The organism is Oceanobacter sp. 5_MG-2023, assembly GCF_030548165.1.
GTDB lineage: Bacteria > Pseudomonadota > Gammaproteobacteria > Pseudomonadales > Oceanobacteraceae > Oceanobacter.
In genome coordinates, this window is the sequence record NZ_JAUORS010000003.1 from 112,545 (window position 1) to 135,975 (window position 23,431).

Consider the following 23,431-nt stretch of genomic DNA (forward strand, 5'->3'; position numbering starts at 1 on the left):
TACAGGATGTCCTAATGCTGCGGTTGCCCAGCCTGTTTGTTCTTGTTTTTCTCTCCTTCGCCACATTGGCGGACTCCAGTCAGTATCGTTTAGGTGCTGGTGATGTTATTCAAATCAGTGTGTATGATGAGCCAGACTTGAGTTTGAACGTGCGTATTGGCTTGTCTGGTGATATTTCTTTCCCGTTGTTGGGTGATGTGACCGTTGCTGGATTCAGCCCTAAAGAACTAGAGTTAAATCTGGTCAAGCGCTTGAAGGGTCCGTATTTACTGGATCCCAGTGTGACAGTGTCTATCGTAGAGTATCGGCCGTTTTATGTCACTGGCGAGGTAGCAAGGCCAGGGAATTATGCTTTTCACCCTGGGTTGACGGTTGATAAGGCTATTTCTATTGCGGGGGGATTCACTGAGCGTGCTTCCAAAGGCAAAATTTTTGTCATGCATGACCAAAGCCCTTATGAATCGGTGAGTGAAAAGCAACAGCAAAGTAAAAAGAAGAAGGCGTTAAAGCTTTACGATGTTGTTCAACCTGGCGATGTGATTACTGTGGAGCAGAGTTTCTTCTGATTGGTATATGAATATGAATGAAAGAACACTGGAGTTTGGTTCTTCAGTACCTCAATCAGTCGAAGTTATCGATTTGATGCATTATTGGCATGTGTTTCGTCGCCATTTGACCAAAATTATTGCTCTCAGTGTTGTGGCGACTGTTATTGCCGCTTTGGTGGTAATGTCGATGACGCCTGTGTATCGGGCTACCACTACATTATTGATTGAAGCAGAAGAAGCCAAAATTTTATCGATTGAAGAAGTATATGGCTTGAATGGTCAATCGTCCGAATATTTTCAGACCCAGTTTGAAATACTGAAGTCTCGGGAGTTGGCCAAGCGAGTGGCGCTTGAATTGAATTTGGTAGAAAACCCGGAATTTAATCCCTTTCACCCAGCGAATAGAAAATCTTTTTCTCTACGTGAATATATTGTCGGAGAAAGGGAACCTCCTACTGAAGCGGCTATTCTTGCTGTTACAGTTAATACCTTCTGGAAATCTGTGTCTATTGCGCCGTTAGCGAGAACCCAGTTGGTGAAAATATCAGTAGAAAGTCGTGATCCAAAGCTGGCGCAGGTAGCTTCAGATGCGATGGCGAATGCCTATATTCAGTCGCAAATGGAAGCTCGTATTGGCTTGACTCAGCAGGCGGCTGTTTGGTTGACAGAACGCTTGGGTGGTTTAAAGCAGCGACTGGAAGCCTCGGAGCAAAAGCTGCAGAATTATCGTGAAGCCAATAACCTGATTGATGTTGCTGGTGTGGATACCTTGGTGTCAAAACAGCTGGATGAAATTACTGAGCGGTTGGTGGATGCCAGTTCCAAGCGGCTGGAAGCGGAAACTGTTTATCAGCAACTGCAGTCGTTAAAAGATCGTAGTTATAACAGTTTGAGCAGTTTGCCTGTGATTCTCAGTAACCCGTTGGTAGTCAATCTTCGGGGAAATGAAACCCAGGCTGAATTAAAAGTATCTGAGCTTTCCAAACGTTATGGTAACAAGCACCCCAAAATGATTGCCGCGCAATCGGATCTGGATGCTGTGCGTGAATCAGTAGCAACACAAATGCGACGGCTGGCTGCCGCTATTGAAACTGAATATGCTTCAGCTAAAACCAAAGAAGCAGCATTAGAGCAAGCCTTGGCGGACAAAATCGAGGATGTGCGGAATTTGAATCGCACAGAATTTGCCTTGAATGAATATACACGTGAAGTGAATGCCAACCGGACCATGTACGAGACATTTTTTAATCGTATACGTGAGACCACGGAAACCGGTGATTTGCAAACTGCCAATGCCCGTATTTCTGACCCGGCGGTATTGCCTAATGCACCGGTTAAGCCCAATAAAAAACTGGTGGTTGCCTTGGCGATGATAGTCAGTTTAATGTTTGGGGTTGGGTTGGCGTTTTTGCTGGATGCCTTGGATGCAACGCTCAAAAATGCTGAAGATGTTGACCGTAAGTTGGGTATGCCGTTATTGGGTATGCTGCCTATGATTGAGGCGTCAGTATTAAAAAAACTGGGGCTTGAGGAAGGGCGACTGGTACGGGCGTTCTCTGATGATGCCTTGCATGGTTTTTCGGAGTCGGTACGGACGTTGCGTACCAGTTTGACGCTGGCTGGCCTGGAGCATTCAGCCAAGGTGGTGCTGTTAACATCGTCGGTGCCTGGTGAAGGGAAAACGACCACTTCTGCCAACCTGGCTGAGGCTTATGGTCAGATGGAAAAAACCTTGCTGATCGATGCTGACATGCGCCGCCCCACTCTGGCGAAGAAATTGGGCTTGCCTCATAACAGTAAAGGTCTGTCGAATGCGGTGGCGTATCCGGATGCACTGGATGAATGTATTCATCACCTGGAAGATTTGAGTATTGATGTTATTCCGTCAGGACCGATTCCTCCAAACCCGCTGGAACTGCTAAGCTCTCGTAATTTTGAGCAATTACTGAACACCTTGCGTGGCCGTTATGATCGTATCATTATCGATACTGCGCCTATGCGCCTGGTCAGTGATGCATTGTATCTTTCAACGCTGGTTGATGGTGTGGTGTACGTTGTGAAAGCGGATGCGACCAAGGATAAATGGGTGAAAGGAAGTCTGAGCAAGCTGGACGATTCAAACGCTCGTATCTTTGGTGTGTTGCTGAATCAGTTGGATGTAAACAAGGAAGCTCGTTACAGTAGCTATGGCTACTATGCTGGTTATTACGATGCCTATGGTTACACCGCTGATGATAAACCGTCCTGATTCCAGGGCGGTTGCTACTGCGAACGCACCCGCATGGCTGGGTGTGTTCGGACGTTTCTTTTGGCTTTTAGCCCTTCCCGTTGTTGTTGCCTGCATTTATTTATCGTTTGTACATTCTCTTGTACTGATTGGGGAGCGTGCGGAGGTATCAGCCTCTGGAAGTAATGGCTGGCTCGATACTGCAGAGCAGCTGGATATCGTGGGTATTCCTGATATTTATGAGGCAAAAGGTTCTTTTTTGCATCGACAGGGAGTGCTGTTGAGTGATGAAGCACGTAGCGAGATGTTGATGCAGTCGGCGGCTTATTGGGATAGGGCCGCAGAAATCCGACCGGATTGGCCTTATTACCCCTTGTCTGCGTTATCCGCAGAAATTGCCTATAACGCTCCAGCAGAACGCATTCAGATGCGCTTGGATCAGCTGATGCACATAGCGCCAAATGAACGCGGCTTATACAGAAATCTGTTCCGGTACGCTTTTATTGCCTGGGAGAAATTGCGCACTGATCAGCAACGCTGGATTATACGTCAGGTTCAATTACCTGGTGGTGATACATTTAATCGGGCAATTAAAGCAGCCAGGAGTGTTAATCGAATGCCCTTGCTGTGTGCGACTTTGCCGTGGAGTGTTGCTAAGGATATCTGTTATTAGTAAGTAGTGCTGATGTGTGTTTGTCACCACGGCGTACCGTGGTGTGGAATCAGTCTTGTGGCGAGCCTCAGAAATTCTCTGTTGATGTGAATAGCCCAACACGCAGGTCTTTGGCGGTATAAATTTCGCGACCATCTACTTCCATGCTGGCATCCGCAATACCCATGACCAGTTTTTGCTCCATCACACGTTTGATACTGATGCGATAGGTCACTTTTTTGGCGGTTGGCAGTACTTGGCCACGAAATTTAACCTCACCGCTACCCAGTGCGCGTCCTCGGCCCGGGTTGCCACGCCATCCCAGATAAAATCCAACCAGTTGCCACATGGCGTCCAGGCCAAGGCAGCCAGGCATAACCGGGTCTGTTTCAAAATGACAGTCGAAAAACCACAGAGATGGGTCAATATCCAATTCGGCAACAATTTCACCTTTGCCATAATGTCCGCCTTCGTTGCTGATGTTGGTTATGCGGTCCATCATCAGCATGTTAGGCAATGGCAAACGGGCGTTCCCTTCACCAAAAAGTTGACCGTGACCGCAAGCTAAAAGGGCTTCGCGATCGTAAGAATGTTGGCGAGTCATGCACGCTTCCTCGTTGTTATGGCATGTTCTTCAAAGTGCCGGGTAAGATGACACAGCGTTTTGTTTAACGCTAATGAAGGTTACTTGAAATAAAGGAAATAATGACAATCAACTTCTTCTTGTGAAGACATGAGTCAATTCCTGTTAGTTGGTGTTTACATCTGCGCTGACGTATTTTCGGTATGGGGTGTGGTGTGGTGTCAGCATTTCTCAATCAACAGGCTGCCAATGGAGTAGCCTGCCCCGAAGGAGCAAATCAGCCCTTTGTCGCCCGGGTTAAAATCATCATGATGGCGGTGAAAAGCAATAACTGAACCGGCAGAGGCGGTATTGGCAAACTCATCCAGTACAATTGGAGCTTCATGTGGTTCCGGGAGTCGACCAAGCAGCTTTTTGGCTGCAAACAGGTTCATATTGATATTGGCCTGGTGTAACCACATCCGTTTCAGTTCGCTGGCTTGCAGGTGATTGTGCGTCAGCTGGTTTTCAATCAGGTCGGTTACCAGTGGCAGCAATTCCTTGAATACCTTGCGACCTTCCTGTTTGAAGTAGGGTCGGCTCTCCGGCAGGGCATCCTGACAGTGGTCGGTGTAGTTGCCATCACAGCGAATGTTGTCGGAAAAAGATGTGAGTTGTTGGGTGTCGAGAATTTTGAAGCCGGATTTGGGGTAGGCCGCATCAGCCGGTTCGAGAACGGCGGCTGTGGCGACATCACCAAAAATAAAGTGGCTGTCACGTGAAGTCAGGTCGACCTGAGGTGTTACAAATTCCGGGTTTACCAATAATGCACGTTTGGCAGTTCCTGCTTTGAGGGCGTTGTAAGCGCTAATCAGCCCAAAGGTAGCCGATGAGCAGGCAATGCCCATGTCGTAGGCGTAACCTGAGCAGCCAAGTCTGTGCTGGATTTCTACAGCGATGGAAGGGTAAGCACGTTGGTGGTTTGTGCAGGCGACGATCAGCAGGTCGATATCAGCGGCTCGCAGCTTGGCAGCAGCCAAGGCATCGCGAGCGGCTGCCATGCCCATAATAACAGCCTCTGGTGGTTCTCCTGGCTGGGTGGCTGTAAAGGTTGGCCGCATGCGTGATGGGTCCAGCATCCCTTGTTTGTGCATGGTGTAACGATGTTGGATGCCGGAGGCTTTTTCAATAAAAGCGGCACTGGAGAGAGGAGCTTCGGTGGCTTGGCCTGCGGTAATGGCGTCGGCATTACGTTGGTTGTGCTGCTCTGCCCAGGTGTTATAAGCGCTTACCAACTCCTCGTTGCTGATGCTGTCATTGGGTGTGTACAGGCCGGTGCCTGTGATCAGGATGTCTGTCATGTAGGATTACCTTGTTTTTATCTTATTATCGACAGATTGGATTTATATGCCAGATTTTCACGAATGTTTTTCCTCTGGCGTTTTTTGCTGTGATCGATCATGTGAGTACAAGGGAATTAATCCAGTCAGTCTGATGGGGGCTTCTGTGGTTCGGGATTATTTGATGTTGCTGCGGACAGTCTGGTTGGGTGGTCTCTGGATCTGTACCTGGTTGGTGCGGCCGCTGCTGGGACAGCAAGGGTATTTTCCACAGCATGGCTTGGTGGTAATGCATGGCATGATACTGGTGGGTATCGCTGTGGCGCTATTGATGATTGCTCTGGCTGTGTTTGATGGTGTTTTACACCCGCAATCAAGGACGACCCAGATACTGCTGGCTATGCTGCTGCTGTCATTGGCGTATTTTGGCCTGATGCCCTGGTGGAAGCTGCAGATGATGTTGATGCATGCCCTGTGTGTGCTGGGGGTTGTCTGGGTCATGATTGCACCCCGATCGGTGCTGTGAGCATTTGTCTCGGTCGGGGTGTGAAGTGGAGCCTTGATATTTACAGTTTGTGGTCGCCACGCTGCAGGTTGGACAAATTGATTTTGGCGCGTGGGTTACGGCGTAACAGCAAGGCGGTATTGCCGATTTGCTGTACCAGTATGGCTTTACTAAGCTTTAACAGCTCGGCGATTACTTCTTTTTTCAGATCCCTGTCACCGACCGAAATCTTGATTTTGATCAGTTCATGGTCGTCCAGTGCCCGATTGAGTTCATCGAGTACGTTTTCGCTCAGGCCATTGCTGGCGACGGTAACAATCGGGTTCAGGTTGTGTCCAATAGCGCGATACGCTTTTTTTTGTTCGTTGGTGAGCGGCATTTGTTTGTCCGGCCCTCGGATGAGAGTGTTAAAATAGTTTGCCCCGGTAGCGGGGCCCCTGACAAGCAGGGCATGATACAAGAGTATATCTGACCGGAAGGCAAACCCCTATGGCGCGATCGAAATCCAGTGCAGGCTGGTTAAAGGAACATGTGGATGATTTTTATGTCCAGAAAGCACAGCAGGATGGTTATCGAACCCGTGCCAGCTATAAACTGATAGAGCTGGATGAAAAAGACCAGCTGATTCGCCCCGGCATGACGGTGATCGATCTGGGATCGGCTCCGGGTGGTTGGTCACAGGTGGTGGTGCAGCGGGTGGGAGAGCGGGGTGTGGTGATTGCCTCTGATATTTTATCTATGGATGCGATAGCCGGTGTTGACTTTATTCAGGGCGATTTTACTGAAGAATCAGTATTTAATGTGTTGATGGAACGCATTGGCTCCAACCCGGTGAGCCTTGTAATTTCAGATATGGCCCCCAACATGAGTGGGGTAAGTTCGATTGATCAGCCCGGTGCGATGTATCTGGTTGAGCTGGCGCTGGATATGGCGCGGCAAGTGTTGAGCCGTGGCGGCAATTTTGTTGCCAAGGTATTTCAGGGAGAAGGGTATGATGATTACCTCAAAGATCTTCGTTCATCCTTTGACAAAGTGCTGATTCGCAAGCCCAAGGCATCCAGGCCACGGTCTCGGGAAGTCTATATTGTTGCGAAAGGTTTCCGTGGCTAGTAGATGCTTGCTAAGCTAAGAAGAATCAAGGCGTCATAAGCCTGTAATAGAGAGGTAGTGCCACCCATGGCAAAGAATTTCGTACTGTGGGCAGTGATTGCTGCGGTCCTGATGATGGTGTTTAACAACTTCCAGAACGTCGGACGTGGTAACGAACTGTCGTATTCAGAATTTATCACTGCTGTTGAAAGCGGCCAGGTTGAACGCGTCACCATCGCGGGTCAGAACATTACTGGCATCAGCAGCAATGGTGAATCGTTTGAAACCGTGCTGCCAGCGTACGACGATAAGCTGATGGATACCCTGCTGAATAATCAAGTGAAGGTAGTGGGTGAGAAGCCAGAGAAACAAGGCTTCTTTACCCAGCTGCTGCTGGCATCCTTGCCAATCCTGATCATTCTGGCGGTATTCATGTTTTTTATGCGGCAGATGCAAGGTGGAGGTTCTGGTCGGGGCGGCCCGATGGCCTTCGGTAAAAGCAAAGCCAAATTGCTGAGCGAAGATCAGATCAAGACGACTTTTGAAGATGTCGCCGGTTGCGACGAAGCCAAGGAAGACGTCAAAGAACTGGTTGAGTTTTTACGTGATCCAGGCAAGTACCAACGGCTGGGAGGCAAGATTCCCCGTGGTGTGTTGATGGTGGGTCAACCCGGTACAGGTAAAACCCTGTTGGCGAAAGCCATTGCTGGTGAAGCCAAGGTGCCGTTCTTTTCGATTTCCGGTTCTGACTTTGTCGAAATGTTTGTTGGTGTTGGTGCATCCCGTGTACGGGATATGTTTGATCAGGCCAAGAAGCAGGCTCCTTGTATTATCTTTATTGACGAAATCGATGCCGTTGGCCGCTCCCGTGGCGTTGGCATTGGTGGGGGTAATGATGAGCGTGAACAGACCCTGAACCAGCTGCTGGTTGAGATGGATGGTTTTGAAGTCAATGACGGTATTATCGTTATTGCTGCAACCAACCGTCCGGATGTGCTGGACCCTGCATTGCTGCGTCCTGGTCGTTTTGACCGCCAGGTGGTGGTTGGTTTGCCAGATATCCGGGGGCGTGAGCAGATTCTCAAAGTACACATGCGCAAAGTACCGGTGGCTGACAACGTCAACGCTTCCTTGATTGCCCGTGGTACACCTGGATTTTCAGGTGCGGATCTGGCCAACCTGGTAAACGAGGCAGCCTTGTTTGCTGCACGTGCCAACAGTAATCGCGTCACCATGGAAGAGTTCGAGCAGGCCAAGGACAAAATCCTTATGGGTGCTGAACGCAAGACCATGGTGATGTCGGAGAAAGAAAAAACCAATACAGCCTATCATGAAGCTGGTCATGCCATTGTCGGACGCCTGATGCCGGAGCATGACCCGGTTTACAAGGTTTCCATTATTCCTCGCGGACGAGCATTGGGTGTCACCATGTTCTTGCCAGAGGAAGATCGACATTCGATCAGCAAGCGAGGTATTGAAAGTAATATCTGCTCGCTCTATGGCGGCCGTATTGCTGAAGAGATGACACTGGGCAAGGATGGCGTGACGACTGGCGCTTCCAATGATATTGAGCGCGCGACCAAGTATGCGCGTAATTATGTCACCAAGTGGGGTCTGTCCGAGAAACTCGGCGCACAGCTGTATACCGAAGAAGAACAGCAAGGTTATCTGGGTTCAGGTGGTGGTGGCCAGTTGTCGCACTTGTCTGATGAAACGGCCCGGGTCATCGATGCTGAAATCAAGGATTTGCTGGATACATGTTACAAGCGTTCGGCGGCTATCCTGGAAGAGCATCGGGACAAGCTTGAATTGATGAAAGACGCCTTGATGGAATACGAGACGATTGATGCTGATCAAATCAGTGAAATCATGGCAGGGCACAAGCCTAGCCCACCGAAGTCCTGGGATGATCGTAACTCATCGGGTCCATCCGCACCTGCCAGCGAAGAAAGTCGCGATATGGCAAAGGATCCAAAGGATGATGCCGAAGGAGAGTCAGTCAGCGATCGCTGACCGTCTCTGTGAGGCTTGGCAAGGAGCGGCAATGGCCGCTCTTTCCGTTTCTGGGTATTGCCAATAATGTTTGCTGATTATTCAGCCTGATAATGCGATGGCCGGGGTGGATACGCCGGTTCGGTGACAAGTGTGTGGAAAACAGGATGTTTCTCCACTATCTGAACGGATAAAAATGCAGTGATTCTTCAATGTGGTAAACGCCAACTGTCTCTGGTTCGCCCGGTGGTGATGGGGATTGTGAATACAACGCCGGATTCATTTTCTGATGGTGGCTGTTATAACAGCCTGGATGCCGCTTTGCGTCAGGCCGAGCGACTGGTTCTTGAAGGTGCCGGGATAATCGATGTTGGCGGTGAGTCTACCCGCCCAGGGGCTGATCCGGTGTCTACGGCGGAAGAGCTGGATCGTGTCGTGCCGGTCGTTGAGGCGATAGCCAGAGAGCTGGATGTGGTGATTTCGGTTGATACCAGCACCGCAGCGGTGATCACTGAATCCGCCACGGCGGGTGCCCATATGATCAATGATGTGCGGGCACTGAGTCGTCATGGTGCTATCGAAGCGGCGGCAGCCAGCAGGTTGCCTGTGTGTCTGATGCATATGCAGGGGCAGCCTGATTCCATGCAGCAAGCCCCTCGCTATGAGTCCGTGGTGGATGAAGTCTGCCATTTTCTTGAACAACGCATTGCCGCTTGCGTCGCAGCCGGAATAGATAAAAGCCAATTGCTGATTGATCCGGGTTTTGGTTTTGGTAAAACCTGTGACCATAACTATGAGTTGATGTGTCATCTGCAGCGACTGAGCCGGTTAGGCTTGCCATTGTTAGCGGGCCTGTCTCGGAAACGTATGATTGCAGAAGTAACCGGTGTGACGGAGCCGGATCAGCGCATGATCGGCAGTGTTGCCGGAGCTGTGATTTGTGCCATGAAGGGTGCGCGCATTTTACGCGTACACGATGTACGGGAGACCGTAGAGGCAATGCAGGTAGTAGCGGCAACTCTGGGGGTGCGTCATGGCTAGACAATATTTTGGTACCGATGGTATCCGCGGCCGGGTGGGTGAGTCACCAATCACTCCTGATTTTGTCATGCGGCTCGGCTGGGCCGCTGGCAAGGTCTTTTCTCGGCAAGGAAAAAGCAAAATCCTGATAGGCAAGGATACCCGTATTTCTGGCTATATGTTTGAGTCGGCGCTCGAAGCCGGGCTGTCGGCGGCGGGGGTGGATATTGCCTTGCTGGGGCCGATTCCAACCCCGGGGATTGCCTATCTGACCCGAACTTTTCGTGCCCAGGCTGGCATTGTTATCAGTGCTTCCCATAACCCTTATTACGATAACGGCATCAAGTTTTTCTCTGGCGTTGGGCAAAAACTGCCTGATGAGACGGAAGGTGCCATTGAGCATTATCTGCAGCAACCCATGGTCTGTGTGGAATCACAGCAGCTAGGTAAGGCTGTCCGGATCAACGATGCCGCTGGCCGCTATACCGAATTCTGTAAAGGAACGGCCAGTTCGTTGAATTTGCGCGGTTTGAAGATTGTGCTGGATTGCGCACATGGCGCTACCTATGCGATCGCACCTGCGGTGTTTTCCGAGCTGGGAGCTGATATTGTGGTGTTGGGAAATCAGCCCGACGGATTTAATATTAATCGTGAAGCTGGCTCCACTGAACCGGAACGATTGCGGTGCAAGGTGCTGGAAGAAAGTGCTGATCTGGGTATCGCGTTTGATGGGGATGGTGACCGGGTGGTTATGGTTGATCATCGTGGTGAACTGGTTGATGGTGACCAGTTGTTGTACATCATGGCGGCTTATGCACAGCAATCCGGTCGTTTGCAGGGAGGAGTGGTCGGAACCCTGATGAGTAATATGGGGCTGGAGCTGGCGATGCAGGAGCTGGATATTCCTTTTGTGCGAGCCAGAGTCGGTGACCGTTATGTGATGCAGAAACTGGATGAGCATGGCTGGCGTCTTGGGGGGGAATCTTCCGGGCATTTGCTGGCGCTGGATGTTCAGACCACTGGGGACGGCATTGTTGCTGCCTTGCAGGTATTGACCGCGCTGATGGAAACAGGCACTTCGCTGCATGACTGGCACAAGCGCATGGCTAAAATGCCTCAGGTGATGATTAATGTGCCCCGCCGCCGGGAGGTAGATATTCAGACATCGGATGTTATCCGTCATGCTGTGATGGATGCCGAATCCACTCTGGCAGGACGAGGCCGGGTGTTGCTGCGCCCCTCCGGAACAGAACCCGTGGTGCGAGTGATGATTGAAGCAGAGACAGAAGTATTGGCGCAAACACTGGCCAGACAGTTGGCAGATGTCGTCGAAGCAGAACTGGACATCTGAAATGGTTGGAATACAGGTGGTCGAAGTGAGTGTATCCTTCGTGAATATGCGCTTCGGCTTGTTTCGCAGGCACTTCTTGGATAGTATCTGCGCTCTTTGAATTTGGGAGTGTCCTGTGCGTCGCTTGATGATTGCCGGTAACTGGAAAATGAACGCTGCGAGCGACACAACGGCTGCATGGCTTGATGCTGTTGCCGCAGTGAATGCACCGGAGCGCGATCTGGTGGTTTGTCCGCCGTTTCCGTATCTGGGTCAGGTGGTCGCTGGACTTGAACACAGTCAGGTTCAGGTCGGCGCGCAAAATTGTGCCAGTGAAGAAGCAGGTGCCTTCACCGGTGAAGTGTCGGTCGGCATGTTGGCAGACATGGGTTGCCGCTACGTTATTGTCGGTCATTCCGAGCGTCGTGCCCTGTATGCCGAAACTGATACGCTGGTCTTGGAGAAAACCCGTCGAGTACTGGCTGCCGGCATGAAAGCGATCGTTTGTGTTGGCGAAACACTGTCCGAACGGCAGGCGGGTAATGCCGAGCAGGTGGTTGGCACACAGCTGTCACTGTTGCTGGCATCCTTGAGTGATGCTGAATGGCAGTCCGTGATCGTGGCCTATGAGCCGGTTTGGGCGATAGGCACCGGTGAAACGGCAACTCCGGCACAAGCCCAGGCAATACACTTGTTTATACGTGAGCAGTTGGCAGGGCGCGATGCCAGCCTGGCTGCCACAACTCAAATTCTCTATGGCGGTAGCGTAAAAGCAGACAACGCCGGAGAATTGTTTTCTCAACCTGATATCGATGGTGGTCTGGTGGGCGGTGCCTCACTGGATGCTGACCAATTTCTGAAAATTTGCACGGCTTAGGAAAGTATGGAATCTATCATTCTCATTGTTCACATCCTGTTGGCTCTTGGTATCGTTGGTTTTGTGATGTTACAGCAAGGCAAGGGTGCAGACGCCGGTGCTTCATTTGGTGCTGGTGCATCACAAACTGTCTTTGGCAGTGGCGGCTCCGGTAACTTCCTCAGCCATACAACGGCGTATCTGGCGGCAGCTTTTTTTGTTACCAGCTTGGGATTGGGGCTTTATGCCAAGCAAAATGCCGAAAAAATATCGAATATAGGTATTCCTGCCCAGGAAGTGATTGAAAAGCTTGAGAAAGATACCCCACTTGTGGAAGAATACGCGCCTGCTGTGGATGCACCGGAATTGGATGCATCTGCGAGTGATCAACCAAGCGTCGAATAACACGACTGATTGATCCTCTGGCAAGTCTTTGATGCGGATGTGGTGGAATTGGTAGACACGCCATCTTGAGGGGGTGGTGAGCAATGCTCGTGCGAGTTCGAGTCTCGCTATCCGCACCAATCCAGCTTGAGTAAAAGCGATGTCGTTCGCTTTTACGGTCGAAACGCCCTATAATACGTCGACTCAAGCTGCCCTAAAGCCCCTCATGTCAGGGGCTTTTTAGTAGCTGTCGTCACAGTCAAACACCGATTTGTGACGAATACCGGATGATAGATAACGTTCGGTGTAAAGATTTGGCAGATCTGTTGTCTGGTCATCAGGCAACAACATCGGGCTGGGCACTAGGTGCCCAGTTTTTGTTTCTGAGAGGTAAAAAATATTGGCTCGTGATGCCCGCTTGCTGGAAATGTTGGCTCCTGTTGTTGAATCAATGGGGTTTGTCTTCTGGGGTCTTGAGCTGGTCGCTCAGGGGCGCCATACGCTGTTGCGGGTGTACATTGACCATGCAGACGGCATTACGGTCGACCATTGTGCGGATGTCAGCCGTCAGATCGGTAGCGTACTGGATGTAGAAGATCCGATTTCTCAGGATTACACCCTGGAAGTCTCTTCCCCTGGTATGGATCGTCCATTGTTCACCATGGATCAGTACGTGCAATCAGTCGGTGAAGAAATCGAACTGCGTTTGCGTATGCCCTTTGATGGACGCCGCAAATTCAAGGGGCGTCTTCAGGGTATCGAGGAACAGGATATTGTGCTGTTGGTTGATAATCATGAATACCTGTTACCTGTCGAGCTGATAGAAAAGGCTCATATTGTTCCCAATTTTGATAACTAAGGTTGCATAGCAGCGAGGCTGGAAGATGAGTAAAGAAATTCTCCTGGTCGCGGAAGCGGTTTCCAACGAAAAAGGCGTATCGCGAGACGTTATTTTTGAGGCCATTGAATCGGCACTGGCCGCCGCCGCGAAGAAACGCTACGAAGATGAAGAAGCGATCATTCGGGTTGATATTGATCGCAAGACCGGTGACTACGATACTTATCGTAGCTGGCTGGTTGTTAGCAATGATGTGGTGCCGGGTCTGGGAGATGAATTGACCTTGCAGGAAGCGCATGACATCGACACCAATCTCCAGCCCGGCGACACCTACGAAGTCAAGGTTGAAAATCCGGATTTTGGTCGTATTGCTGCGCAGGCCGCCAAGCAAATTATTGTTCAGAAAGTACGTGAAGCTGAGCGTGCCCAGATTGTTGAGCAGTATCAGGATCGTGTTGGCGAGATTGTTAACGGTACCGTCAAAAAGGTTACTCGCGACAATGTTATCGTTGATCTTGGCAACAACGCTGAAGGCTTGCTGCCCAAAGATCAGCTGATCGGTCGGGAAATCATGCGCATGGGGGATCGTGTCCGCGCCATCCTGAATGCGGTTCGCCCTGAAAACCGTGGCCCTCAATTGATGTTGAGTCGCACCATTTCAGAGATGCTGATCGAGCTGTTCCGTATTGAAGTACCTGAAATCGCCGAAGAGGTGATTGAAATCAAAGGGGCTTCGCGTGACCCCGGTTCTCGTGCCAAAATTGCTGTCAAAACCAATGACAAGCGTATAGATCCGGTCGGTGCCTGTGTTGGTATGCGCGGAGCACGTGTACAGGCTGTTACCAACGAACTGGGTGGTAGCGAACGGATTGATATCGTGCTCTGGGATGACAACCCGGCACAGCTGGTTATCAATGCCATGGCTCCGGCAGACGTTGCATCCATTGTCATGGATGAAGAAACCAACACCATGGATGTGGCGGTAGAAAGCGACAATCTGGCTCAGGCCATCGGGCGTGGTGGACAAAACGTCCGCCTGGCATCCGAGCTGACGGGCTGGACAATCAATGTCATGACCATCGAAGATGCTGCTGCGAAGCAGGATCAGGAAGCGTCGGCATATATTGATAACTTTATTAACACTCTCGACATCGAAGAAGATTTTGCGGTGTTGCTGGTTGAAGAAGGCTTCACCACGCTGGAAGAAATTGCCTACATCCCGATTGACGAGATGCTGGACATTGAAGAGCTGGATGAAGACATGATTAATGAACTCCGTACTCGCGCCAAAGACGTGCTACTGACCCGGGCTCTGGCCTCGGAAGAGAAGCTCGAACAGTCGCAGCCAGCAGAAGATCTGCTGGAAATGGAGGGCATGGAAAAACATCTGGCGCTGGTATTGGCCAGCAAAGGTATTTGTACGATGGAAGATCTTGCCGAGCAATCCATTGACGACCTGATGGACATTGAGGATATGACCGAGGAGAAAGCGGCGGACCTCATAATGACCGCACGCAAGCCCTGGTTTGAGGGCAATGATTAATCCACTCACTCGGCATAGGAGAAACGCATGGCAGAAGTAACAGTTAAAGAACTCGCCGACGTGGTGGGGACCAGCGTAGATCGCTTGTTGTCCCAAATGAAAGAAGCGGGCCTGCCACAGACCGCAGCAGAACAAAGAGTGTCGGATGAAGAAAAAGCCGGCCTGTTGACCTTTTTGAAAAAGAGCCACGGTGGTGCCAATGAACTGGCACCCCAGAAAATCACTCTGAAACGCAAGGTGACCACAACGTTGAAAACCGGTCAGGGTGGCAAGAAAGCCGTATCGATCGAAGTACGCAAAAAACGTACTTACGTGAAACGGGATGAAATGGATAAAGACGTTGAAACAGCACGTCAGGCAGAAGCAGAACGATTGGCTGCAGAAGCCAAGGCGGCTGACGAAGCGGCTCGTGTTGCTGAACGTCGTGTTGCCGAAGAACGGGCAGCACGTGCTGCGCGCAGTGCAGCCGAAGCTGAATCTCGTGCCCAGGCCGAGGCGGCTAGCAAGCCCATCACACAAACCGCGCGGGTCAGTATTGCTCCGCGTGCTGACTCCAAGGCGGCGCTGGCTGCCAAGGCTGCTGCTGAAAAAGCTGCCGCCGAAAAAGCCGCGGCTGCTGCCAAGGCTGCCAAAGCCGCTGCTGCCGCCAAGGCCAAGCCTGCAGCAGCCAAAACAGAGCCGGCACCCCAGCCTCGCCGTGATGATCGTTCCGCACGCCCCAGCAAGCCGGTTGCTACCGCTCGCGTCAAGGCCAAGCCACTGACTGCTGAAGAAGATGCTGCGCAAAAACGTGCAGAGGCAGAAGCTGCTCAGCAACGTCAGGAAGAGCATCGCAAGAAAGGCAAGGTGGTCGACAAGAAGCGTTCCGATACCCGCGAAAACAGCCGCTATATGGATTCCGAGGGTGGCCAGAATAGCGGTCGTCGTCGCAGCAAGGCTAAAGGCAAGGGCAGCCGTAGCCGTCAGCAACAGCAAAACAACAACGAACACGCTTTTACCCGTCCAACAGCACCGGTTATTCGTGAAGTTGAATTGCCAGAAGCGATTACAGTCGGCGAACTGGCTTCCCGTATGAGTGTTAAAGCCGGTGAAGTGATCAAGAGTCTGATGGGTATGGGCGTTATGGCGACCATCAACCAGACGCTGGATCAGGACACCGCGACTCTGCTGGTTGAAGATATGGGCCACAAGGTGGCGAAGCTGATCTCTGACAATCAGCTGGAAGAAGACGTTACAGACTCCGTATCTTACGAGGGTGAAGAAAAAACCCGGGCGCCGGTCGTAACGGTTATGGGTCACGTTGACCATGGTAAAACGTCGTTGCTTGATCACATTCGTCGTACTCGAGTGGTGGCCGGAGAAGCCGGTGGTATTACCCAGCATATTGGTGCCTACCATGTGCAAACAGATCACGGCATGGTGTCCTTCCTGGATACACCGGGACACGCGGCGTTTACTGCCATGCGTGCTCGTGGTGCCCAGTCAACCGACGTGGTTATTCTGGTGGTTGCCGCCGATGACGGCGTGATGCCTCAAACCGAAGAAGCCGTACAGCATGCCCATGCTGCCGGAGTTCCTCTGGTTGTTGCGATCAACAAAATGGACAAGGAAGGCGCGGATGTTGACCGTGTCAAAAATGAATTGTCCGCTCGTGGCGTACTGCCAGAAGACTGGGGTGGCGATGTACCTTTTATCCCGGTTTCTGCCCATACCGGTCTGGGTATCGACGAGCTGCTGGAAGCGGTGTTGCTGCAAGCCGAAGTACTGGAGCTGAAAGCACACTTCGACGGCCCGGGCTGTGGTGTTATTGTGGAATCCCGTCTTGATAAAGGACGTGGTCCGGTTGCAACCATGCTGGTGCAGAACGGTACGCTGAAAAAAGGCGATATCGTGCTTGCCGGTACATGTTATGGCCGCGCCCGTGCGCTGCTGGACGAAAACGGCAAGCCGGTTGATGAAGCCGGCCCGTCTATTCCGGTTGCGATCCTGGGTCTGAATGGCACTCCGGATGCTGGTGACAGCTTCATGGTGGTTGAAAACGAGAAGAAAGCCCGCGAAGTAGCGGAATATCGTGAGAACAAGGCCAAAGAGCAGGTACAACAACGTCAGCAAGCCGCAAAACTGGACGCCTTGTTCAGTGGTATGGGCGAAGGTGCTCCAGCGGTACTGAATATCGTCTTGAAAACCGACGTTCGGGGTTCGTTGGAAGCCATTGTGTCTTCCTTGCAGAAGCTGGCTACCGATGAAGTGAAAGTAAACGTGGTATCGTCCGGAGTGGGTGGTATTACGGAAACCGACGTGACTCTTGCGGTTGCTTCCAGTGCGGTTGTTTTCGGCTTTAACGTACGGGCTGACAATGCTGCCCGTCGTATCGTGGAAAACAGCGGCCTGGATATGCGTTATTACAGCGTGATCTACGATCTGCTGGATGACGTGAAACAGGCGATGGCTGGTTTGTTGGCGCCGGAGCTGCGCGAAGAAATCGTTGGTATCGCCGAAGTTCGCGATGTCTTCAACTCACCAAAATTCGGCCAGATTGCTGGTTGTATGGTGACCGAAGGCACAGTGCATCGGAACAAGAAAATCCGTGTGCTGCGTGAAAACGTGGTGATTTATGAAGGTGAGCTGGAATCGTTACGTCGTTATAAAGATGATGTGGCTGATGTTCGCCAGGGTATGGAGTGTGGTATTGGCGTGAAAAACTATCAGGATGTTCGCCCTGGCGATCAGATTGAAGTATTTGACGTCCGTGAGGTTGCTCGTACTCTGTGATCCATCAAGTACCTTGTGTACTTTGGGTCTGACCCTTTGACAAAGCCCGGCCTTGCCGGGCTTTGGCGTCTGTAGCCTGCGCCCATAGCCGCAGCAAGAGAGAAATATCATGCCAAAAGATTACAGTCGAACCTCCCGTTTGTCGGAACAGATTCAGCGCGAACTGGCCTTGAAAATCCAGTTTGAAATGAAAGATCCGCGCCTGGGAATGGTGACTTTGAATGACGTGCGGGTGGCTAAGGATCTCGGCTATGCCGATATCTATTTCACCGTGATGGGTGCCAAGGGAGAAACCGATCAGGAAATCCAGGCACAGACTGTCGCCATTTTAAATGACGCCGCCGGTTATCTGCGCTCCGAACTGGCCCGTATTCTGACGACTCGTGTGACGCCGATGTTACGTTTCCACTACGATGAAAGCATGGATCGGGGACACCACCTGACTGGTTTGATTCGTCAGGCCCGTGATCAGGACAAGGCCAATCAGGCTTCTGCTGAAGACGACGACGCATAAAGGCGGCTGGGGTGGCGACGCTGAGGTACTACCGTATAAAGACCTGCTGCGGCAAGCACTTAATACTAGCCTCAATGCAGCACCTTCAGTACAATTACAAGTGCCGGTACAAGGCTGATCAAGCCTTGGTTATGGCCAGTATCTGCAGCATTTGACCTTCTCGTGGTTGGTCAGGTCTGCAACGGCATACTACTGTTAATGTGCACGGTAGCGATGTCTTTTTTAACGTCAGGTTTACCTGATGCACATTATGTTGGAGTTATACATGGCATTATCTGCTGAGAAAAAAGCTGAGATCGTTACAGAGTATCAAACTGCCGAAGGCGACACCGGTTCACCGGAAGTTCAGGTTGCCCTGCTGACCCATAACATTCTGGGTTTGCAAGGTCACTTCAAGGAGCATGGCAAAGATCACCACTCCCGTCGCGGTCTGATTCGCATGGTTAACCAGCGTCGTAAGCTGCTGGACTATCTGAAGCGTAAAGATGCTAACCGTTACCTGGATCTGATCCAGCGTTTGGGTCTGCGTCGCTAATCTCGCTTGCAGCAAAAGCCCTCCGGGGCTTTTGTTGTTTCTGTAGCTCGCTTGTGCGGCTGTCTATACTCCCTCTAAATTCTGTTATCACTGTGGTGCCAGCCCCGCAAGAACGCGGTGGTGCTTCTAACCATTTGTCGTTGGTTCCCGTCAGGGAACCCGATATCCCCGTTCTGCTGTCAGCGTGGGGGAAGCCGGCTCGTGCAACGGCCAATGCTTAGAAGCACCGGCGGTGATGCAGCTTCGTTTGATTTACAGGAAAAATGAATACATGAGCAACAAACCTGTCGCTAATACCAAAACGTTCCAACTCGGTAACGACACCATCACGCTTGAAACTGGCCGAATTGCCCGTCAAGCCGATGGTGCGGTACTGGTTACCATGGGTAAAACCCAGGTGCTGGCTACTGTCGTAGCTGCCAAGAAAACCAAACCCGGCCAGGATTTCTTCCCGCTGTCGGTTCATTATCAGGAAAAAATGTACGCTGCAGGCCGTATTCCTGGTGGTTACCTGAAGCGCGAAGGCCGCCCTTCAGAAAAAGAAACACTGACTTCCCGTCTGATTGACCGTCCGATCCGTCCTTTGTTTGCCGATGGCTTCATGAACGAAGTTCAGGTCATCGTCACGGTTATGTCGTCTGAAAAAGATGTTGATCCAGACATGTGCGGCATGATTGCTACCTCCGCTGCCTTGGCAGTATCCGGTGTGCCTTTTAATGGTCCAATCGGTGGTGCACGGGTTGCCTTTATTGAGGACAAGGGTTACATCCTGAACCCGACTCAGACTCAGCTGGAAGATTCCTTGCTGGATATGATCGTTGCCGGTACCAAAGATGCCGTCTTGATGGTGGAATCCGAAGCCGACGAACTGACTGAAGACGAAATGCTGGGTGCTGTACTGTTTGCCCACAAAGGTTTCCAGCCTGCTATCACGGCCATCAGTGAGTGGGTTGAAGAACTGGGTGTCAGCAAATGGGATTGGGCAGCTGAAGCCAAGAACGTTGAGCTGTACGAAGCAGTAAAAGCAGAGACTGCAGCTGCGATCGGTGAAGCCTATACTACGTCTGACAAGATGGAGCGTTACGGCAAGCTGGACGCGATCAAGGCTGACGCGATTACAAAACTGGCTGCAGCAGAAGGTGAAGAAGGTTTCTCCGCTGACGATATCGCTGACATGATGGGCGAGCTGAAATACGAAGTTGTGCGCAAACGCATTATCGATGGCGAGCCACGTATTGACGGTCGTGATAACGATACCGTTCGTCCTCTGACCATCGAGACCGGTGTACTGAACACCACGCACGGTTCAGCTCTGTTCACCCGTGGTGAAACCCAGGCGATTGTTGTGACCACTCTGGGCTCTGCCCGTGATGCACAGATGATCGACTTCCTGCACGGCACCAAGGACGATCCGTTCCTGTTCCACTACAACTTCCCTCCATATTCTGTTGGTGAAGCTGGCCGTCTGGGTACGCCAGGCCGTCGTGAAATTGGTCATGGTCGCCTTGCCCGTCGTGGTATCCAGGCAATGATGCCTACAGCAGACGAATTTCCTTATACCATTCGTATTGTGTCAGAAATCACCGAATCCAACGGTTCTTCTTCCATGGCGTCCGTGTGTGGTGCTTCCCTGGCACTGATGGACGCAGGTGTACCGATCAAGGCCCCGGTTGCTGGTATCGCCATGGGACTGATCAAGGAAGGCGAACAGTTTGCCGTTCTGACTGACATTCTGGGTGACGAAGATCACCTGGGTGATATGGACTTCAAAGTGGCTGGTACTGATGAAGGTATCACTGCCTTGCAGATGGATATCAAGATCGAAGGTATTACCGAGCAAATCATGGAAATTGCTCTGGAAAAAGCCAAAGCAGCCCGTCTGAACATTCTGGGTCAGATGAACACTGTGATTGCTGAGCCACGTACAACACTGGCTGAAAACGCACCGACCATGAGCACCATGAAGATTCCTTCCGATAAAATCCGTGAAGTGATTGGTAAAGGTGGCGCGACCATTCGTGATATTACGGAAAAATCCGGTGCTTCGATCGACATCAATGATGATGGCGAAATCAAGATCTTTGCGGCTGGTAAAGAAGCCTCTGATTTGGCGCGCAGCATGATTGAAGCAATCACTGCGGATATCGAAGTAGGAACTACCTACACAGGTAAAGTCAGCAAAATCGTCGATTTTGGTGCTTTCATCACCGTTCTGCCTGGCAAGGATGGTCTGTTGCACATCTCTCAGATCAGCGAAGAGCGTGTTGAGAACGTGACCGATTACCTGAAAGAAGGTCAAATGGTTAACGTACACGTAATGGATGTTGATCCCAAAGGTCGTGTCAAACTGACCATGAAGGGTGTCGAGCAACCTGCTTGATATCTGAGCGGTGCACCGGTTTCGTTGATTTTTAGCTGACGAAAACGGACTGACTGCTTTCTGAAACCGCCTTCGGGCGGTTTTTTTATGGCTGCTCTCTCACTGTGATTGATACGGCAGGGGTTGATGCACGGCAAGACACCAGAGAGTGGCTGCTCCTAGACTAATAAAGTAGCTGAAATCCGCTGCAGTAATAACAGCCTGCTCGCCGATGACCGGTTCAGATTGCGCCGGGTATGGATCCATTAAAACGATGGCGCAGGTGGGTTTTATTCTGTTTTTTGTGTTGGCAGCGGGTGGATGTGTCTTTAACTGTTGGCAATGATTGGTCTGGAGAGCGTGATGGCACGTGAACGAATGGTACTTAAAGAAACCGGCGGCAGTCTGGATGTTAGCTCGGACGCCGGTCGGTTGTCTCGTGCGCTGGCACAGGCCGGTTGTTCTGTGCCGATGAGTCGGGTGACGGAAGCCTTGTGGGTGGCCGAGCGGTTGTCTGATCAGCTGTATGACCGTATTCCGGCGCTGCAACGACAAGCCGGGTTTTTATCCATGCCAGGTTCCGCCGCTCAGTGGCAGGTACTGATGCAACTGGCCGCTGCGGGTATGTTGATCAACCACCTGACGGGCAAGCGCCGCGACTGGTTATCGGCTCTGCCAGGCATGGGAGCGGCGCTGGAAATCTGGCAGTTACTTACTGGCAGTGCAAACCGTGCCCGCCAACAGCGTTATCCGTTGACTCTTGATGGCTGGACTCGTTTTGAACAGGAATTTGGCCGGGATACAGAGCAACAGATTCTGCCTGGCCCCTGGATTTCGCCTGAACTGATGGGAGCCAGAGCACCGCTGGATACCTTGGTAACTCAGGCTGTCCATCAACCGTTACCAGGAGAAGTGGCCTTGCTGGTGATGGATGGCGATATTGACGAATTAAAAGAGCGAATGGGACGTACTCTGGCTTGGTGGTCCCGGCAGGATAGCGGTGTATTGATTCCGGTCTGGGTTGCGGACAATGGTCAGCAGCCCGTGGATAGTGATGAGCTGTTATTAACCGATACCAGACCAGTCAATATTGCTTGTGCATTGCTGGAAGCTGAGGCGGAGTGGCCGTTGCGACAGACTGCCGATATACACTGGTTGCCCTGGCTTACGCTGGTGTGCCAGCCGGTTATTGCAGTCGCAATTGAGCCAGCAGCCAGTACCGGTTGGCCTGCCAAGGCTGCAGTACTACGACAGCCGCGTCAGCCATTACGACCTTTTATGGTAACGGTGAACCGTCCAGACCCGCATTGGCAAGGTGCGCAACAACCGCATGACGTGTTGTCAGTGCTGGATCGTTACTTCGCCGATATCTGTGAAATTAATCCGGCATTACGGCCTCGGCTGGCCAACCACCTTGGTGCTGTACAAAAGACATTGCCGATCAGCTGTGAGCGGTTGGGGCTTCGCAGTGCCGGAACAGCCGGAGCTTTGCTTCATCATCACGATGGTGAATTACTGGTCAATGCCTGCTTGGGCAATCAGATGGGCATCAATATGCTGGTGACACACGAGTCTGCCGGTCTTGCCATACTGGAGCCGGTGTTACAGGCGATTGCCTTTGCTCGTCGGCAAAAGCTGGATGATGAAGCCGCCCCCTGGGCTGGCTTGCCACTGGTTTGTCGTCATGACCCTGCCGCTCCTGAAATGACAGAACTCTTGTTGTCACAAAGTGCCGACCAGATGCGGGTGCTGTTGATCCCGGATGGCAATACTGCGCAGGCGGCTTTAAAGAGCTGCTACGGTGAGACTGGAGTGGTGATGCAGCTAGTCATTCCGGATGGCCCGGTTGCCTCTATTATGACACCGGCGATGGCAGAGCAATTGGTCAGTCATGGGGCTGTGTGTTTGCATGGGCATTGTGCCGCGGAAATTCAGCTGGTGGCCAGTGGCTATCAGTCTTTGCAGCAGGCATTACAGATCAGTGAGCGCTTGCAACAGCATCAACGGCCACATTCATTGGTGTACTTGCTGGAGCCTGGCCGGTTTCGCCACGCCAGGGATTCAGCCGAAGCCGGTTGTCAGGTTGACGATCAAATTATCAGTGGTCTGTTCCCCGAGATTGTACGCCAGCGTCTGGTTTTCTGTGATATGCGCCCGGAAGTGTTCATTGGGCATTGTCGTCGCCTGCATCTGGATAGCAGTCAGGTACTGGGGTTCAGTAATCACCCTGCGGCGCGGCTGGGCGAAATACCACAAGCGAATGCATGCAGCTGGTTGCACGGCCTGGTTCGGTTGGCGTTATCTTTGGGGTTGCCAGAAGCAAGCTGGTTGACGGAGTCGGAATGGCAGTCGTTACAGCGATAAC

General features: G+C 51.6%; 20 protein-coding genes and 1 tRNA gene. 18 read left to right on the top strand and 3 right to left on the bottom strand.

Translation table 11 applies throughout. The annotated features are described in order from the left end of the window. Positions 1-14: 14 nt before the first annotated feature. Genes Q4551_RS03485 through Q4551_RS03495 form a run of 3 tightly spaced genes read left to right on the top strand, consistent with a single transcriptional unit; the run spans position 15 to position 3,448 of the window. A complete protein-coding gene (locus Q4551_RS03485) occupies positions 15-566 on the top strand; it encodes a polysaccharide biosynthesis/export family protein (RefSeq protein ID WP_303431819.1) in 552 nt (183 codons plus the stop codon). Positions 567-573: 7 nt separating this feature from the next. Further along, positions 574-2,796, top strand: coding sequence for a polysaccharide biosynthesis tyrosine autokinase (locus Q4551_RS03490; protein ID WP_303431820.1), 2,223 nt, complete (start codon positions 574-576; stop codon positions 2,794-2,796). Next, entirely contained in the window at positions 2,759-3,448 is a 690-nt protein-coding gene (locus tag Q4551_RS03495) for a hypothetical protein (RefSeq protein ID WP_303431821.1), read from the top strand. The genes Q4551_RS03490 and Q4551_RS03495 overlap by 38 nt, the downstream gene beginning before the upstream one ends. 67 nt (positions 3,449-3,515) lie before the next feature. On the opposite strand, the gene fabA is transcribed toward Q4551_RS03495, so the two are convergent. Next, positions 3,516-4,031, bottom strand: coding sequence for a 3-hydroxyacyl-[acyl-carrier-protein] dehydratase FabA (gene fabA, locus Q4551_RS03500; protein WP_303431822.1), 516 nt, complete (start codon positions 4,029-4,031; stop codon positions 3,516-3,518). A gap of 200 nt (positions 4,032-4,231) precedes the next feature. After that, on the bottom strand, positions 4,232-5,350 hold the full coding sequence (locus tag Q4551_RS03505) for a beta-ketoacyl-ACP synthase III (RefSeq protein WP_303431823.1): 1,119 nt from the start codon (positions 5,348-5,350) through the stop codon (positions 4,232-4,234). A gap of 163 nt (positions 5,351-5,513) precedes the next feature. Here Q4551_RS03505 and Q4551_RS03510 point away from each other — a divergent pair, with 163 nt between their 5' ends. Further along, a complete protein-coding gene (locus Q4551_RS03510; RefSeq protein WP_303431824.1) occupies positions 5,514-5,855 on the top strand; it encodes a hypothetical protein in 342 nt (113 codons plus the stop codon). Between the two features lie 40 nt (positions 5,856-5,895). Here the strand turns inward: Q4551_RS03510 and Q4551_RS03515 are convergent, their stop codons facing one another. After that, a complete protein-coding gene (locus Q4551_RS03515; RefSeq protein ID WP_303431825.1) occupies positions 5,896-6,213 on the bottom strand; it encodes a YhbY family RNA-binding protein in 318 nt (105 codons plus the stop codon). 110 nt (positions 6,214-6,323) lie between these two features. On the opposite strand from Q4551_RS03515, the gene rlmE reads away from it, so the two are divergent. From rlmE to Q4551_RS03585, 14 genes are all read left to right on the top strand, one after another. Then, positions 6,324-6,944 (top strand): 23S rRNA (uridine(2552)-2'-O)-methyltransferase RlmE, encoded by a 621-nt coding sequence (gene rlmE, locus Q4551_RS03520; RefSeq protein ID WP_303431826.1) that lies wholly within the window; start codon positions 6,324-6,326, stop codon positions 6,942-6,944. Positions 6,945-7,010: 66 nt separating this feature from the next. After that, entirely contained in the window at positions 7,011-8,936 is a 1,926-nt protein-coding gene (gene ftsH / locus Q4551_RS03525) for an ATP-dependent zinc metalloprotease FtsH (protein ID WP_303431827.1), read from the top strand. Between the two features lie 180 nt (positions 8,937-9,116). Continuing rightward, entirely contained in the window at positions 9,117-9,956 is an 840-nt protein-coding gene (gene folP, locus Q4551_RS03530; protein ID WP_303431828.1) for a dihydropteroate synthase, read from the top strand. Beyond that, positions 9,949-11,286, top strand: coding sequence for a phosphoglucosamine mutase (gene glmM / locus Q4551_RS03535; protein ID WP_303431829.1), 1,338 nt, complete (start codon positions 9,949-9,951; stop codon positions 11,284-11,286). Before folP ends, glmM begins: the two co-directional genes overlap by 8 nt. Positions 11,287-11,401: 115 nt before the next feature. After that, positions 11,402-12,142, top strand: coding sequence for a triose-phosphate isomerase (gene tpiA, locus Q4551_RS03540; protein ID WP_303431830.1), 741 nt, complete (start codon positions 11,402-11,404; stop codon positions 12,140-12,142). A 6-nt stretch (positions 12,143-12,148) separates the two neighbouring features. Beyond that, positions 12,149-12,526: a preprotein translocase subunit SecG gene (gene secG, locus Q4551_RS03545; protein ID WP_303431831.1), complete on the top strand. Its 378-nt coding sequence runs from the start codon at positions 12,149-12,151 to the stop codon at positions 12,524-12,526. Between the two features lie 33 nt (positions 12,527-12,559). Beyond that, positions 12,560-12,645, top strand: a tRNA-Leu gene (locus Q4551_RS03550). Between the two features lie 257 nt (positions 12,646-12,902). Continuing rightward, the gene (gene rimP, locus Q4551_RS03555; protein WP_303431909.1) at positions 12,903-13,364 is read left to right on the top strand and encodes a ribosome maturation factor RimP; all 462 of its coding nucleotides are present in this window, start codon (positions 12,903-12,905) and stop codon (positions 13,362-13,364) included. A 25-nt stretch (positions 13,365-13,389) separates the two neighbouring features. Beyond that, positions 13,390-14,886: a transcription termination factor NusA gene (gene nusA, locus Q4551_RS03560; RefSeq protein WP_303431832.1), complete on the top strand. Its 1,497-nt coding sequence runs from the start codon at positions 13,390-13,392 to the stop codon at positions 14,884-14,886. 27 nt (positions 14,887-14,913) lie between these two features. Next, entirely contained in the window at positions 14,914-17,658 is a 2,745-nt protein-coding gene (infB, locus tag Q4551_RS03565; protein ID WP_303431833.1) for a translation initiation factor IF-2, read from the top strand. A gap of 109 nt (positions 17,659-17,767) precedes the next feature. Next, positions 17,768-18,172 carry a 30S ribosome-binding factor RbfA gene (gene rbfA, locus Q4551_RS03570; protein WP_303431834.1) on the top strand — a complete coding sequence of 135 codons (405 nt, stop codon included), beginning with the start codon at positions 17,768-17,770 and terminating at the stop codon, positions 18,170-18,172. A gap of 265 nt (positions 18,173-18,437) precedes the next feature. After that, the gene (rpsO, locus tag Q4551_RS03575) at positions 18,438-18,707 is read left to right on the top strand and encodes a 30S ribosomal protein S15 (RefSeq protein ID WP_303431835.1); all 270 of its coding nucleotides are present in this window, start codon (positions 18,438-18,440) and stop codon (positions 18,705-18,707) included. Between the two features lie 271 nt (positions 18,708-18,978). After that, positions 18,979-21,087 (top strand): polyribonucleotide nucleotidyltransferase, encoded by a 2,109-nt coding sequence (pnp, locus tag Q4551_RS03580; protein WP_303431836.1) that lies wholly within the window; start codon positions 18,979-18,981, stop codon positions 21,085-21,087. Positions 21,088-21,429: 342 nt separating this feature from the next. Further along, positions 21,430-23,430 carry a hypothetical protein gene (locus Q4551_RS03585; RefSeq protein ID WP_303431837.1) on the top strand — a complete coding sequence of 667 codons (2,001 nt, stop codon included), beginning with the start codon at positions 21,430-21,432 and terminating at the stop codon, positions 23,428-23,430. Position 23,431: the final 1 nt, after the last annotated feature.